Source organism: Vibrio sp. 811, assembly GCF_033339195.1.
In genome coordinates, this window is sequence record NZ_JAWOUB010000007.1 from 157,586 (window position 1) to 173,095 (window position 15,510).

Consider the following 15,510-nt stretch of genomic DNA (forward strand, 5'->3'; position numbering starts at 1 on the left):
TGAAATCAGTTGCTTACTGAAGTCAATTGACCATTGGATAAGTCTTCCAGTGGTGGATAATCAGGAAGTCCATAGTCAGATCGTAACCAAGTTAATTTCTGGTAGGTTTGTTCAATCCACTCTGGCTTTAGCTGTTGAACTTCTATGATCTTCTTCTTGTAACTCGGATCTGTTTTAGCTGGTAGGTATTCTAAATAGAAACTGTCGCATTTTTCCATTAAGCTAGAACGCTCTAAATCTACCACCGTCAGGCAGTCAACAAAGTCTTTGTACGCTTCGTTGTCGGAAATGCCTTGAACAACTGCTGGCCCGGTAGTTTTGAGATATTCTTTGTATAGTTTTGCACCGACGACTCCAGAGCCAGATACAGCAACGATAGCTATAATAGACCAGGGAAAGGTGCTTTTAAGTGAGTCGAACATATTATATCCGTTTTATTGTTAGTATTAGTATTAAGGTGGGGATTGTTTTGGAATATTCAATGCATGAAATACAATAATTGTATTTCATGACTAGTTATATCTAGTTTTAAATATTTATTGTTCATCAAAAAGGCTGGTTATAAAACACCCACCAGCCCTTTCAATTTGATATTTAACCTGGGTATGCTAGAACAATGTCTATGTTAAACTTAATATCTGAAAGATTTAAACGGGTCAAAATATACTCAGTCATACTCGCAAAGTCGGCTTAAAATATTTGATTTACCAAATATACAAGGCTCTTTACGGAGGTGGTAAAATTTGGGTCTCCCAGATATTTCATCATATATTTCTTCTACATTTAAAGTCTCAATTATATCAATAGAGTCTGGATTTAACACTAAATGAGAACGGCCATGATACCCACCGTCTACAAATTGGCCACTCTCAAAATCCTTTAAGATATCGATACCGTTTTCACGCAAAATATGACAACGTTTCCGTTCATTCAAATCAATTAGGTCATTGTGTATTCGATTTTCAGGTGGTTTTGCAAGTTCTGAGTACCATTCTTTACCCCTCTTAGTTGATATCCACACTGGTAATTTATCCCAATGTTGCTGTAGATATTTGGGGTGCATAGAAATGGATTTACCAATAGTTACTACTTTAGCTTGTTCCTTTATTGCGCACACATATACGGTAGGTTTACCTACCTGCCTCGCTTTATAGTCAGCGTGATAGCATGCTCCTTTCAGATTAGAAACGAAGTAAAATCCATTAGCATCATTACAGCCTTCGCCTGTACCTAGCATGCCTAACTCAAATTTATCAAACTCCTTAGCTCGTGTACCATGAAAGATGAGCTCTCTTTCCATTGTTCTTTCTAACATGCCGCTTCTCATCAGGTTATAAGTCTTAAATTGTATTATCTAAAAACTAAACAAAATTGAGCTATTACTTTTGTTGACCTCTAAACAGATCAACTAGTCCTCTCAACACAACGCCACTAATGATCAATCCTAATAGTAAACTAATTACTATTCCGTAGGGGTTTGTTGCGAAAAATGAAAAAAACTCAGGTAGTTGAGGGAAAGGTAATGCTGCAACAGTGGCCATAAATTAATCCTTCTTTAAACAGTTAGGTTATGATTTAAGGAAGCTCGAGATCTTCTTCGGTAACCCAATCCAAGTGAGTATCTTTAGATATCAATAGTGTGCCTTCAAGCCAATTTACACCTAATATCTTTTCATCATGTGAAGCGTAAAACTCCGAAAGTTTATCGACTATGTTTGTAACATTCGATATTTCTACATTTTGTAAAGGTAGCCAAAACCAGCGATTTTTTGACTCAAGTAGTGCTCTTTTCGAGTTCCAATCCAGCCCCCATAATAAATGCTCTTGATTACCATTCACGAGCCGACAGTGCATCGCTGCCTTGATCCCCAATTTTTCAAGAAAGAACAACATACTTCCTACTTTGCGTAAAAAAAAACCATATTGACACATACTAAGATGTTACCAAGTATGTATCAATTATCTTTTGTTTTTATATGGTTATGATCAAGCTTGTATCTATATGTGGCTGGCCAGCCAGGTCTTGGTAGGCACAAATTGGTCTGACACCACATTGCCATTATTTATACAGATGGGCAATACGAAGTCAGTACCACTTCCTTTTGCAAACTCCCGTACTTCTCTTAAGGTATCTTTGCTATTGCTAACTGGTACTAGTAAAGAGTGGCTAAGTTCCCTTGTTCCACGCAACTTAATATTGGGTATTGAAAAACCTCGATGTAACAGCTCCTTTGTTTTAATGATTTGCACAGAACTGAATGACTTTACGTATTGGAGTTGTGCGGTTACTAGTTCGTTATATACTGTTTTTAACTTAAACTTTGCTAGCAAATAGTCGTCTGTCAAGTTACTGAGCTGATACAAAGCCTTTTTAATAATTAATGTAATTTCTGGGTTATTCAACGATGGCATCGCCAACTCTCGGTCATAGGCGTTTATTACAGCGATTTTTGGATAATGGTCCATTTCACCGACATCTGTTTCAAACTTATCCCTATCGCTTAAAATCATGTTTGTGAGTTTATCGTGTCGCTCTGTCATACCTTTAGAGCATAAAATTAAGAATCTGTTTGATGGCTTAGTTTCGCAGCTAACTAATATTGGGAGTTCATTTTTGTGGTTTGGCACAGGGATATACACCTTTCTAATATCAGAATCCTCTAATATTTCATGTGTACCACTGCCTTCCAGAAAGCTGGCTATCTTCTTCAACATCTGGCTCACGATATCATTCCTTTGTTCAATTATTATTCTACGTTTTGACATTCGTTCATCATACTCTTCTTGTTTAGACTCGATATGCCTAGTCAATTGGTCCCTGTTTAAATATGGTAGAAAATCATTGAAAGTACATTTCACGCTCATGGTGCCAGGGCGTAGCCCTAGTTTAGTTTCAATTCTGGTTGCTAACTTTTTTCCTAGCATACGGGATTTATTGGGCCCTAAATGATTGTTCAAATGACAACCTAGCTCTGAGTTCAATTTGCTAATATTGCCATTCCCTATAAGGGTCAATAGGATCTCTAAATTCCTAGATCTGGCAAGCTTGTCAATTGGGAGGTTATCATCAATTGTTGGGTCTACATTTATGGTAGAAATGGCCTCATCAAGTTGTCCAATAGGCATACCGAGCTTTGTTTCTATGTTTCTAGCTAGTCTGTGACTGATGTTCTTCTGAGGCTTGGATCTGTGGCTGAGATAACTGGCCAAGTGAGGCATATCTAAATGTCTACATAAGTTCTGAATCTTACGGTTGTAGTCTTGGTTGACTATACGCATAAGGTTTTGGTGTCGATTCTCGTGATAGATTTCAGTAGTGTCGAATTTGATATCCATTCAATCACCAATCAATAACGTATTGTGGAAATGGTGTCTTCTATCAAATCTCGTTCTATATCGCTTTCAGCTTGATTTAAATACTTCTCGAGAATATCAATATTAAGTGTACTCAAGTGTCTTCTGTAAAGCTTGCGTCTCAATTCTTTGCGTTCAGCATAAATTGGGTATAGCCCCTGGATAAGGATACCAAGAAGAAGAATTACTATATAAAGCAGATTAAAAGACTCTAATTGAGAGAATCGCCATGCAGCTAAACCTACAATTGTTAGAGAAAATGCCAATATAACTATTCTTCTGGTGAACTGCCCCCATTCTGGTGAAAATACAGAGTCTTTGTAATGCATCATATTATTACCTCCTAGATGTATAAGAAATTGTCCATTGTCCATGTGTCTGGATGTGTTGAAGGGAGTGATTGAGATTCGAATATTGCATCAATGGTTGACCAACCTAGCTCAACTCCGTCCTCAAAATGGGTAGAAAATGCAATGTACATCCAACTTGCGACAGTAAATCGTGCTGCTGCTGTAAATTCAATCTTCAACAAATCGAGTTCGCTTGAGGTACTTACCATGTAAGTATTGGTACTTCTAACGCGATAACACCCTGATAACCTGTCAAGTAGTGGTGTTAGGTTAGGTTCTTTCTTGGCGAGCTTAATCATATCTTTCAAAGACAAAATACAATTGAGCTCTTTTAAACCAACCCTAGTCCATTCTTTAACTTTGCAAATTTGTTCAATTCTGTTTCTTTCGAAAGAGATCCAGAGAGGATCATACCTTCCCATACTTTCAATTAATTTATAGGTTGAAAGTAATTCTTCTAAACTAGCAGAGCATGCCCTTTCGATGTTCGTTGATGTATTGCGCTTAGCAGTACATCTTGTTTTAGTTACTGCGCTTTCCAATCTTGAGTCTCCTAGTTCAAATATTCTCAGTTACAACACTTTTATCGCGAGGATTTGTCTTACGCCGTTATCTGATCGCGATGTCAGTTCAATATTTTCGAATGTCGGTACTGGAAGTCTGTGTATAGCCGCCTCTATTAGTTTCAAGCCGAAAAGGTACTTACCACTAGTAATTGAGTTAATATGATGGTTTGTCATTTTTTCTAAATGACTGACTATCAAATGTTCTAGTTGATATAGAGTATCAAGCACCTGCAGATCTAGGTTTATCAGGTCGTCATAGTTCTGGAGTGTCATCAACGTGTGTCGATATGGATCTAGAGCACACCTGTACGCATGCTTTTTAAGTAGATATGGATGTATAGGTTTTGGCCACATGACGACTATCTGTTATATCTGCTTTGTACGTTCTAGCCAGCTAGCTAGTGATAGTAGACCACATACCTTGGCCACCACCTCGAAATTGTCTTTGTATGCTCCGCTATTAAAGAAAATCAGGCAAATCAAAGCAGTACAAGATAGTGCTATCAGTAAATACTTTGTTCTAAACATTAGCTTTTCCTCAACCATTCTTAGGCAGTCTAGACTAAACATTGAATAATAGATGTCATTCGCGTATAAAAAACAATACTAATGTTACCATATATTTTTATACGTATGTTAGGAAAACCTCATGCTGAGCTAGTTGATAATTTGATCAACTTAGTTTCCATATGAGCTTTGGTACAAATATTAACGAAGAGTATGATTGATATGATAAAAATTGATAAAGATGAAGTTTTGACAGTCTCCATTGTCTCGCAAAGGCTTAAAGGCATCATTCCTGAGGATTATAAATGGCCAAATGTACCGGAGGGATATCAATTGGAGTTTATTGTCCATCCCGATGGCACTTTAATCATGGATCTTTTAAATCCTGATAGAGGAATGTTTATTTCAGAAGCCGAAAATGTTCACTTTGAAACACCCCGTACAGTGAAGAACGCCCCCCTTACATGGCAAGACCTAGAAAAGGCTGGTGTTCCTTTTATGTCATGACCTAACTACAACTTGATAGAGCTTTCACAAACAACCTCGTTAAGCACCAAATCAGAATAAATCCCCCTCTATAATAGGAATACTGCATGAAATCTGCGATCCGTCTTAGTCTAAAAGTAATATTGTTTTCGATTACTGTCATAGTGTCGATAATTGGAGGACAAATTAGTCAGCACCTCGCTCATATCAAAGATTCCAGAATGCATACGATCGATACCTGGAACAGGCAACATCCTGAGAACTTACATGTCTCTAGAACATTTATTAATGAATGCCTTAATCGAAAAATGGTAAAGGATACTAGTTCGGACGAACCTTTCTTTGTAAAAGAGGTTTATGGACTGTATGAATGTGGTATTGAAGTCGGAGCGGATGACCTTGTGGAGAAAATCAAAGAGTCAGACAACTCCTTGAGTACATTTGCTTGGCCATTATCAGCTTTGACTTAATACTTCGTTTTCAAATATTGAGGTCTAAATCGGACCTCATTTGAACCACTATCGAACAAAAATTAGTCAACTATACACGGTATCCACCACACTTTAAGGTACTCATTGGTGCCTCTCCCCCACCGCTTCGCTCCATCCGCACGTGCTGTAACTATAAGGTCGGCTTCGCCGCCTCTTGAGCATTCTCCCCCCTGGGAGAACCAGCGGCTTCGCCGCTTCTTAGATTGGTAAATACTATTCATATCGATTTATTTCTATCTTTATCTATCCATATCTATGTTTGGCTACGCCAAACTTTTTTCCAGGGGGTCTTAGCAGTGGCGAAGCCACCAAGGAGTAGAAATATTTAGGGCGAAGCCCTTATTCGTTAGCGTCGAAGACGCGAAAGGGAGCTTGATTCTTTGCGAGCGAAGCTCGCTTCATTCGAGTTAAAGCGAGTGAGGTAGTTAAGGTTATTGGTGTCGTAACAGCGGCTTGTGGTGTAGTTTAGGTGGTGGATACCGTGTATATTTATGGTTTGAAGTCCCCGTAGATTTGGGAGAGAAATAAAGTTTCATACTAAATGTTCAAGTAAGCCTGTCAGTACCGTTCTAAATGTCACGCTGACATAAATAAAGATTCATACCAATTGGTACTACCATGTTTCAATCTCACAACAATTGACTATAAAAGTATCATACTGGTTGTCTGACCATCCGCTGGAACACGTATCTGGACAAAAATGTTTTAGAGCTGTGTATTAAAACGTTTTTGTCAGATTAGAAAAAGCATCTTGAAACCTTAAACGCTTGCTATTATTGCATGTGTTCGCAAGATGGTTGTGATATGCTAAGAGATGCATCATGTAGGATTAGAACATAGCTAAAAATTAGTTATTGACGCCATAGTCGTTTGTTAAAGGTCGGTTTTCGCATCTTCCAGAGCCTGTTTTTGAATATTTGCAATAACTTCCTCGGTTAACCCATACTTTGCTGCGACAGTCATTGTGATTGGGTTTAGGATGTCCTCAACCTCATTGAACAACTCTATTGATTTTTCCAACCCTGTAATCATCTTATTACGCCCAGACGCGTTCATAAAATCCATAGCTTTAGCTTGGAAATAACTATGAGCCAAGAAGTTACGTTCCTTGAGTGCCTTAGCTAGCAACGATTCTGTAGTCGCTTGAAGTACGTTTAAAGATTTTAGATGTCCTATTAGTCTACCCATCGTCTTATCACTAACTTCCTGATCAAAGCTATCAAACTTAGCCTCCCACTCCTCTTGGGTGTGCTTAGACTTTGCCTCTCTTTCGTATAAATCACAAAAGATGAGCAACTGAATAATCGATTGCTCCACACATTGAGCACGATACATCGCTAAACCGTAATATGCGTAAACTTCTTTACAATGTTCTGATTTGTCCATAATAATTTTTTTTCGTTTGGGTCATATTTTCTCCACCTAACAAGGGGTTTTGCGCCCATCCCCCCGAAAATGACCTTAGCCTTTAACTTTGGTTGATGGGGTTCTAGGGATTTTCCGTCCAAAAACGACAAAGTGCTCTGGAGGCCCCGCCGTCTGTGGCCTCCAGAGGGGTATTACTTTTTTCGAGATCCCTATTTGGGCTCTGTTTGAGTAAGATTTAGTCTTTTTGGGCTAAATCCATGGCATTCGAAGAACGTGTCCAAATCTTGTCCGAGGCAGAACAAGATGAGTTATATGGACCCCCCGCTTTCACCTCCGCCGACCAACGCTTCTTTTTCTCGCTGAACGATAAGGAACTGGCGATCGCTAAAAGCCTCCGTCATCGGGGCCAGCGTTACATGCTGGTGGTACTGCTGGGCTATTTCAAAGCCAAGCCGGTGGTGCTGAATCCCGGCTTTCATCAGATCAAGCAGGACCTCAAATACGTTTATCAAACCGTTCTACCAGGCCCAGGCTGTAGACCCTTTAATCTCACGCCAAAAGAGAAAGAACGGATTTACCAACGTGTTTTCCAGCTCTGCAACTACCAGCGCTGGAATGTCAAAGACCATGGAGCGGCGTTGAGAGATTACTTATCCCAGCAAGCCAGAGCCTGGACAGCGCCTAGGCACCTCTTCGATGCGGCCATTGAATATTGTTCGGGGCAGAAGATCGCAATCCCTGCCTACAGCACGCTGCAAAAGATCATCAGTCAGGTGGTGGGAGACGAACAGGAACACATGGCCGCGCACCTTGAGCGTGCAATGTCACGCGGTCTTAAGCAAGCACTGGCGGAGCTCGTGAACGGCACAGGTCCACTGCCGTTCCGACAGTTGCGACAATCGGCTCGTAACTTCACCGGAACCGAGTTGGAGAAAGAACTGATTGTCTATCGCCATATCCAGCATTGGATGCCGGAAGTGGATCTGCTGTTGAGCACGCTATCACTGTCGCAGAAAAATCTGCAACACCTGGCAGAGAAAGTCGACTACTACGGTGCCAAACTGAAACGTCAAACCGTAGGCAGCCAATGGCTGTATTTATTGTGCTATCTTCAAACGCGATGGCAGCAAGCGCTGGAACGTATTGCCGATGGCTTTGTGCATCATGTCAGACAGACCAAACAGAAGGCAAAGGATTATGCGCAGGAAGCGGTGTTTAAGGATTGGCAAAAAGCAGCTAAAAATGTCAGCAAGGCAGCTGAAGTACTGCACCTGTTCATTGATGACAGCATTGATCTGCAACTACCGTTTGCAACAGTAAGACAGCAAGCACTGAGCCTGCTGACCAAAAGGGATCTGGAATCTGTATGTCTCTTCCTGAACGAGCAGCGACGATCGGTCGATGAAGCCATGTGGCAGTACTGCGACGAGAAAGAAAGTCTGCGGAAAGGTTTGCTGCGAGAGTTGTTCCTATGTCTGCGCTTCGAAGGCTGCGACGGCACCCAGCACTTAGCGGCCGCCTTGGCGAAAACACAAAACGAACTCAACGGCCAGGACGCTCAGTTGCAAACTGCCGACACCAGACTCCTTTCCAAAAAATCACGTGAATTCCTGCTGGATGGTGAAGGGAATATCCTGATCGATCGTTATGAGTGGTTCCTCTATCAACAGATTCCTGATCGCCTGAATGGCCAGCTGACGCTGCCTGATATCACTAAATACCGGGCACTCGACGCCGACCTGATCGACGGGGAACATTGGCGAAAAAACAAATATACGCTGCTTCAACAGAGCCATTTTACAAAATTAGCGGAGGAGCCTGAAAAGCTGATCAAACAGATGGCCATGGAATTGGATACCCGTTTGTACGAAGTCGGCGAATATCTTGAACAGGAAGACAACCGGAATATCATCTTGCGTAATCCGCAGGGTAAACGCTTCTGGCGCCTGCCTTCGGCCAGCAAACATCATCTGGTCAACAATCCCTTCTTCCAGCAAATTCCCACAACGGGGATTGCGGATGTACTGCGCATGGTTGATCGTGACACCGGTTTCATTGACTGCTTCGCTCATGTGCTGGGTTCCCAATCCAGAAGCCGTTCCCATGAATATGACCTGTTGGCAATTCTGGTCGGCAATGCAACCAATCAAGGCATTTACGGCATGGCACAGATCTCTGATCGTACCTATGATCAGCTCAGCACTATCCAGGCGAACTATCTTCGCCTGGAAACATTGAATGCTGCTAACGACAACATCAATAACGCGACAGCCAAGCTACCCATCTTCCGGTACTACAACATCCAGGAAGATGTGATCCACGCCAGTGCCGATGGTCAAAAGTTCGAAGCCCGGCGCGAGACCTTCAAAACCCGTTATTCGTCGAAGTACTTTGGCACTCAAAAAGGTGTTTCTGCCATGACCTTGATCGCCAATCACGCTGCGATCAACGCCAGAGTGATCGGCGCCAACGAACATGAATCGCACTACATCTTTGATTTGTTGATGAGCAATACGTCAGACATCATTCCGGATGTGCTCTCAACCGATACCCATGGGGTGAACCATGTGAACTTCGCGTTACTGGATCTGTTCGGATACCAGTTTGCCCCACGCTATGCCCAGGTTGGCAAAGTGATCAATGACATGTTTGATGTCAAGGAAGACAAAGAACACCGAATTCAGCTGTGCTTAAAAAAGCCAATCAATACCCATCGTATTGCGCAGCACTGGGATACCATCCAACGGATTGCAGTATCACTTAAGCAGCGGAAAACAACGCAAGCCACCTTGGTGAGAAAGCTCTCGGAGTACAAGCGCAATCACCCGCTGCTGGAAGCCCTGACGGAATACAATCGCCTGGTGAAAGCGAATTATCTACTGTGCTACATCGATGATGCCAGTTTAAGAAACTATGTTCAGCGCGCGCTGAACCGGGGAGAGGCCTATCACCAACTGCGTCGGGCCGTGAGCAGCGTCAATGGGGATCAGTTCCGGGGCAGTTCAGACGAAGAAATCCAGCTATGGAATGAGTGCGCTCGCCTGGTCACCAATGCCATCGTTTACTTCAACTCCAGGATACTCAGCCAGCTGTTGACCAGCTTCGAATACCAAGGAGATACCAAGAGAATAGATATCGTCAAACAGGCATCCCCTGTGGCCTGGCACAACATTAACCTCAAGGGGACTTACCACTTCGAATTGAGCGAAAAATTGCCAGATCTGGAGGAGCTTATGCGCTCAATCGAGGGATATTTACCCGTCAGCGAAAAGTAATACCCCTCTGGAGGCCACGGACGGCGCGGCCTCCAGAGCACTTTGTCGTTTTTGGACGGAAAATCCCTAGAACCCCGGTATGGCTGGCCAGCTCCTTTTGGGTGATTTGGTTCGGCTGCATGAACTGCGTTTCCAGGACTTCGCCTGGCGCCTTCGGCTTGCGCTTCATGTTCATGGTTCACCTCCTGGCTGTCGCCTATCAATGCGTGTAAGTGTAACCGACTTGGTTAACCTGTCAAGATGGGGTGTTTTGATTCGCGCCGCCTTCCGGGTGCGAACTAGCGAAGTCTGTTCGTTTCTGGAAGGTGGTGTCATTTTCAGAAGACGACTGCACCAGTTGATTGGGCGTAATGGCTGTTGTGCAGCCAGCTCCTGACAGTTCAATATCAGAAGTGATCTGCACCAATCTCGACTATGCTCAATACTCGTGTGCACCAAAGCGAGGTGAGCATGGCGACGGACACCCCACGGATTCCAGAACAAGGCGTGGCCACTCTGCCTGATGAGGCTTGGGAGCGTGCGCGCCGTCGTGCGGAGATCATCAGTCCGTTGGCGCAGTCGGAGACGGTCGGGCACGAAGCGGCCGATATGGCGGCTCAGGCGCTGGGCTTGTCTCGGCGCCAGGTATACGTTCTGATCCGGCGTGCCCGGCAAGGCAGCGGCCTCGTGACGGATCTGGTGCCCGGCCAGTCCGGTGGAGGTAAAGGTAAGGGGCGCTTGCCGGAACCGGTCGAGCGCGTCATCCACGAGCTACTGCAAAAGCGGTTCCTGACCAAGCAGAAGCGCAGCCTAGCGGCCTTTCACCGCGAAGTCACTCAGGTGTGCAAGGCTCAAAAACTGCGAGTGCCGGCGCGCAATACCGTGGCCTTACGGATCGCTAGCCTTGACCCGCGCTATATCCATAGTTGGATATAGTAAATGACAAACCTCATGAGCCAACTGAAAAATCAGCTGAATATCGTCATTCTTTACTCGTTCACTTAATGAAATAGCAACTTCGTTAGTATCTGGGTAGTACGCCAAATGTGGAGAGTGGTCATTAATTTCTATACCACAATAACTCCATTGATTAACCATCTCTCCAAATAACTCTTCAGCGAGACTTATTAGCTCTTTAGCTACAGAATCTAGTTCTAGAATAATTTAACCCTCACCATAATAGATTAATTGTAATACTCTTTACTGCTAACGCCCGCTTAAGTGGTGAGCAACGCTACCACAACACTCAATTATTACACCGTAAATACAAAAGCCAATTCAAACTAAAACCGCCAAACGTTGCGAATCCGTCTTAAAGCGTTTGTTATGTGCGTAGCCGAATCTTGCGCTTAGTCAGGAACAATGATTACCCCTAATTGCTCCAGTAACTGTTCCTGTTGCCACGAGCATATTTTTACACCCGTAAGATCAATCTTTCGAGGATCTAAACCATAAAGCTCTGAATGGCTTAAATCACAGCCTTGTACTCTAAACTGTTCCCAGCAGTCTTCCGAAAAAACACCACGGCTTAAATCTGATTCTTTAAATGAAGCGCCTCGAAGATTTGCACCAATCCATCTATTTTCGAACAGGTCACATTTTTCAATAAGCTGCTGCTCAAAATTGGCATAGGATAAGTTACAACCTGTTATGTATGCAGAACAAAAGTACATTTTATTCGAAACCTGATTTACAAAACTAACTTGACTAAAATTTGCTCCTTTAAGATCACAATCTCTCAGTTCAATACCAAAGCAATTTGCCCCCTTAAAATGGGACATTGAAAGCTGACAGTTTTTAAATGAAGCATCTCGAAGATCAGCATAAGAAAAATCGCACCCTTCCAATGCCCCCTGCTCTATGAAAGTACAGTTAATGAACTGTGTATCTCGGAGGTTTGAGCGCTTAAAATTACAATGTATAAAAGTACAATTGCTAAAGATATGTTCTTGCAAGTCCTGATGTGAGAAGTTCACTTGATTATATAATTGCTTTGATTTTTCCATGCTGTGGCTCCAAAAAACATTTGATTTGAAGACTATCATTTACCTGAAAGTTCTCAACAAAAACAAAACCAATAAAAACAGAAACTTAAAACACCCCGTTTTAGCCAAAATAAGGCATCAAAACGGCATTTTAAAGGGGGCTAATTCGAAACGACCGATGCGGCCAGCCAGAAGAAAGTTTTAGTGAATCTGGCTTGCTTTAGAGAAAGCACATAACAGCGTATTAGTAGGCATGCTCGTTTTGTCGCTTTGGCTTGCTTACTAAAAATTAATGTATGACTCTGAATACTAAAGATTTAATCAAAAAAAACAAGCTAACCTTTAGGTCATCCGCCGGCGGGAAGGCCAGGATGCCGCTCGTGACCTACAAGGTGTGGGCGGCGAGCCTCCTGCCGTGACCGCGCCGCTGGAGCAGGTGCAGATAGACCATACGGTCATCGACCTGATCGTGGTCGATGACCGCGACCGGCAACCTATTGGCCGCCCGTACCTGACCCTCGCCATCGACGTGTTCACCCGCTGCGTGCTCGGCATGGTCGTCACGCTGGAAGCGCCGTCTGCCGTTTCGGTTGGCCTGTGCCTCGTGCATGTCGCCTGCGACAAGCGCCCTTGGCTGGAAGGACTGAACGTGGAAATGGATTGGCAGATGAGCGGCAAGCCCTTGCTGCTCTACCTAGACAACGCGGCCGAGTTCAAGAGCGAGGCCCTGCGCCGGGGTTGCGAGCAGCATGGCATCCGGCTGGACTATCGCCCGCTGGGACAGCCGCACTATGGCGGCATCGTGGAACGGATCATCGGCACGGCGATGCAGATGATTCACGACGAACTGCCGGGAACGACCTTCTCCAACCCTGACCAGCGCGGCGACTACGATTCCGAAAACAAGGCCGCCCTGACGCTGCGCGAGCTAGAGCGCTGGCTCACATTGGCGGTCGGCACCTACCACGGTTCGGTGCACAACGGCCTGCTCCAACCGCCGGCCGCGCGCTGGGCCGAGGCCGTGGCGCGTGTCGGCGTACCGGCCGTCGTCACACGCGCTACTTCGTTCCTGGTCGATTTTCTGCCGATCCTCCGGCGCACGCTGACCCGCACCGGCTTTGTCATCGACCACATCCACTACTACGCCGATGCGCTCAAGCCGTGGATTGCGCGGCGTGAACGCTGGCCGTCCTTTCTGATCCGGCGCGATCCGCGCGACATCAGCCGTATCTGGGTCCTGGAACCGGAGGGACAGCATTACCTGGAAATTCCCTACCGTACCTTGTCGCATCCGGCTGTCACCCTCTGGGAACAACGGCAGGCGCTGGCGAAACTGCGGCAGCAAGGGCGCGAACAGGTGGATGAGTCGGCGCTGTTCCGCATGATCGGCCAGATGCGTGAGATTGTGACCAGCGCGCAGAAGGCCACACGCAAGGCGCGGCGTGACGCGGATCGCCGCCAGCACCTCAAGACATCAGCTCGGCCGGACAAGCCCGTTCCGCCGGATACGGATATTGCCGACCCGCAGGCAGACAACTTGCCACCCGCCAAACCGTTCGACCAGATTGAGGAGTGGTAGCCGTGGACGAATATCCCATCATCGACCTGTCCCACCTGCTGCCGGCGGCCCAGGGCTTGGCCCGTCTTCCGGCGGACGAGCGCATCCAGCGCCTTCGCGCCGACCGCTGGATCGGCTATCCGCGCGCAGTCGAGGCGCTGAACCGGCTGGAAGCCCTTTATGCGTGGCCAAACAAGCAACGCATGCCCAACCTGCTGCTGGTTGGCCCGACCAACAATGGCAAGTCGATGATCGTCGAGAAGTTCCGCCGCACCCACCCGGCCAGCTCCGACGCCGACCAGGAGCACATCCCGGTGTTGGTCGTGCAGATGCCGTCCGAGCCGTCCGTGATCCGCTTCTACGTCGCGCTGCTCGCCGCGATGGGCGCGCCGCTGCGCCCACGCCCACGGTTGCCGGAAATGGAGCAACTGGCTCTGGCACTGCTGCGCAAGGTCGGCGTGCGCATGCTGGTGATCGACGAGCTGCACAACGTGCTGGCCGGCAACAGCGTCAACCGCCGGGAATTCCTCAACCTGCTGCGCTTCCTCGGCAACGAACTGCGCATCCCGTTGGTTGGGGTAGGCACGCGCGACGCCTACCTAGCCATCCGCTCCGATGACCAGTTGGAAAATCGCTTCGAGCCGATGATGCTGCCGGTATGGGAGGCCAACGACGATTGCTGCTCACTGCTGGCCAGCTTCGCCGCTTCGCTCCCGCTGCGCCGGCCTTCCCCAATTGCCACGCTGGACATGGCTCGCTACCTGCTCACACGCAGCGAGGGCACCATAGGGGAACTGGCGCACTTGCTGATGGCGGCGGCCATCGTCGCCGTGGAGAGCGGCGAGGAAGCGATCAACCATCGCACACTCAGCATGGCCTGTCGACAACCTCTCGCGCAACCAAGACATCGCGGTCGGACTGCAAGTGATCTTGAAGCCACGGGCCCGTCCCACCCCGACATGGACCTCGATGCCCGAACGGACGTTAGATTTCGAGTTCTAGGCGTTCTGCGATGAAGGTTGGATCCCAGCCGGGATTGAAAGTGTCGACGTGGGTGAATCCGAGCCGCTCGTATAGGCCACGCAGGTTCGGGTGGCAGTCGAGCCGCAGCTTGGCGCACCCCTGCGTTCGCGCGGCATGGCGGCAAGCCTCGATCAGCGCGGAGCTGACACCCCGGCCCGCATGTGTCCGTCGCACCGCGAGCTTGTGCAGATATGCGGCCTCCCCCTTGAGGGCGTCGGGCCAGAACTCGGGATCCTCGGCCGACAAGGTGCAACAGCCGACGATGCCGTCGCTGCAACTCGCGACTAGGAGCTCGGATCTCAGGACGAAGGTCTCCGCGAATGTCCGGTCGATCCGCGCGACGTCCCAGGCGGGCGTTCCCTTGGCGGACATCCACGCCGCAGCGTCGTGCATCAGCCGCACAACCTCGTCGATATCACCCGAGCAGGCGACCCGAACGTTCGGAGGCTCCTCGCTGTCCATTCGCTCCCCTGGCGCGGTATGAACCGCCGCCTCATAGTGCAGTTTGATCCTGACGAGCCCAGCATGTCTGCGCCCACCTTCGCGGAACCTGACCAGGGTCCGCTAG

Annotated in this window: 13 protein-coding genes and 2 pseudogenes; 6 read left to right on the plus strand and 9 right to left on the minus strand. The window is 46.6% G+C overall.

The window, feature by feature from the left end; genetic code table 11:
• Positions 1 to 5 precede the first annotated feature (5 nt).
• The 6 genes from R7Q46_RS13445 to R7Q46_RS13470 form a co-directional block, all read right to left on the minus strand.
• On the minus strand, positions 6 to 422 hold the full coding sequence (locus tag R7Q46_RS13445; protein ID WP_025634104.1) for a hypothetical protein: 417 nt from the start codon (positions 420 to 422) through the stop codon (positions 6 to 8).
• Positions 423 to 667: 245 nt separating this feature from the next.
• The gene (locus tag R7Q46_RS13450; protein WP_042776360.1) at positions 668 to 1,315 is read right to left on the minus strand and encodes a hypothetical protein; all 648 of its coding nucleotides are present in this window, start codon (positions 1,313 to 1,315) and stop codon (positions 668 to 670) included.
• 260 nt (positions 1,316 to 1,575) lie between these two features.
• Complete coding sequence (locus R7Q46_RS13455) at positions 1,576 to 1,893, minus strand: hypothetical protein (protein ID WP_025634101.1); 318 nt, start codon at positions 1,891 to 1,893, stop codon at positions 1,576 to 1,578.
• Positions 1,894 to 1,998: 105 nt separating this feature from the next.
• Positions 1,999 to 3,336: a hypothetical protein gene (locus R7Q46_RS13460; RefSeq protein ID WP_025634099.1), complete on the minus strand. Its 1,338-nt coding sequence runs from the start codon at positions 3,334 to 3,336 to the stop codon at positions 1,999 to 2,001.
• Between the two features lie 11 nt (positions 3,337 to 3,347).
• Positions 3,348 to 3,686, minus strand: coding sequence for a hypothetical protein (locus R7Q46_RS13465; RefSeq protein WP_025634098.1), 339 nt, complete (start codon positions 3,684 to 3,686; stop codon positions 3,348 to 3,350).
• A gap of 11 nt (positions 3,687 to 3,697) precedes the next feature.
• Complete coding sequence (locus tag R7Q46_RS13470) at positions 3,698 to 4,246, minus strand: hypothetical protein (protein ID WP_025634097.1); 549 nt, start codon at positions 4,244 to 4,246, stop codon at positions 3,698 to 3,700.
• A gap of 753 nt (positions 4,247 to 4,999) precedes the next feature.
• On the opposite strand from R7Q46_RS13470, the gene R7Q46_RS13475 reads away from it, so the two are divergent.
• Together R7Q46_RS13475 and R7Q46_RS13480 are read left to right on the plus strand one after the other, a co-directional pair.
• Positions 5,000 to 5,284 carry a hypothetical protein gene (locus R7Q46_RS13475; protein ID WP_138058896.1) on the plus strand — a complete coding sequence of 95 codons (285 nt, stop codon included), beginning with the start codon at positions 5,000 to 5,002 and terminating at the stop codon, positions 5,282 to 5,284.
• A gap of 86 nt (positions 5,285 to 5,370) precedes the next feature.
• Positions 5,371 to 5,733, plus strand: a complete 363-nt coding sequence (locus tag R7Q46_RS13480; protein WP_025634091.1) for a hypothetical protein — start codon at positions 5,371 to 5,373, stop codon at positions 5,731 to 5,733.
• Between the two features lie 894 nt (positions 5,734 to 6,627).
• Here the strand turns inward: R7Q46_RS13480 and R7Q46_RS13485 are convergent.
• Positions 6,628 to 7,140 carry a hypothetical protein gene (locus tag R7Q46_RS13485; RefSeq protein WP_025634090.1) on the minus strand — a complete coding sequence of 171 codons (513 nt, stop codon included), beginning with the start codon at positions 7,138 to 7,140 and terminating at the stop codon, positions 6,628 to 6,630.
• Positions 7,141 to 7,379: 239 nt separating this feature from the next.
• Between R7Q46_RS13485 and R7Q46_RS13490 the strand changes: the two genes are divergently transcribed.
• Both R7Q46_RS13490 and R7Q46_RS13500 read left to right on the plus strand, forming a co-directional pair.
• Positions 7,380 to 10,397 (plus strand): Tn3-like element IS3000 family transposase, encoded by a 3,018-nt coding sequence (locus tag R7Q46_RS13490; RefSeq protein ID WP_213899645.1) that lies wholly within the window; start codon positions 7,380 to 7,382, stop codon positions 10,395 to 10,397.
• A gap of 450 nt (positions 10,398 to 10,847) precedes the next feature.
• Positions 10,848 to 11,297 (plus strand): annotated as a pseudogene (locus R7Q46_RS13500) (helix-turn-helix domain-containing protein); the annotation flags it as partial.
• A 428-nt stretch (positions 11,298 to 11,725) separates the two neighbouring features.
• Here the strand turns inward: R7Q46_RS13500 and R7Q46_RS13505 are convergent.
• A complete protein-coding gene (locus R7Q46_RS13505; RefSeq protein ID WP_000415714.1) occupies positions 11,726 to 12,382 on the minus strand; it encodes a quinolone resistance pentapeptide repeat protein QnrVC1 in 657 nt (218 codons plus the stop codon).
• A 325-nt stretch (positions 12,383 to 12,707) separates the two neighbouring features.
• On the opposite strand from R7Q46_RS13505, the pseudogene R7Q46_RS13510 reads away from it, so the two are divergent.
• Positions 12,708 to 13,940, plus strand: a pseudogene (locus R7Q46_RS13510) (transposase); the annotation flags it as partial.
• A gap of 2 nt (positions 13,941 to 13,942) precedes the next feature.
• Positions 13,943 to 14,935 (plus strand): TniB family NTP-binding protein, encoded by a 993-nt coding sequence (locus R7Q46_RS13515; RefSeq protein ID WP_001381192.1) that lies wholly within the window; start codon positions 13,943 to 13,945, stop codon positions 14,933 to 14,935.
• On the opposite strand, the gene R7Q46_RS13520 is transcribed toward R7Q46_RS13515, so the two are convergent.
• Positions 14,904 to 15,404 (minus strand): GNAT family N-acetyltransferase, encoded by a 501-nt coding sequence (locus R7Q46_RS13520; protein WP_000376623.1) that lies wholly within the window; start codon positions 15,402 to 15,404, stop codon positions 14,904 to 14,906. The genes R7Q46_RS13515 and R7Q46_RS13520 overlap by 32 nt on opposite strands.
• Positions 15,405 to 15,510: the final 106 nt, after the last annotated feature.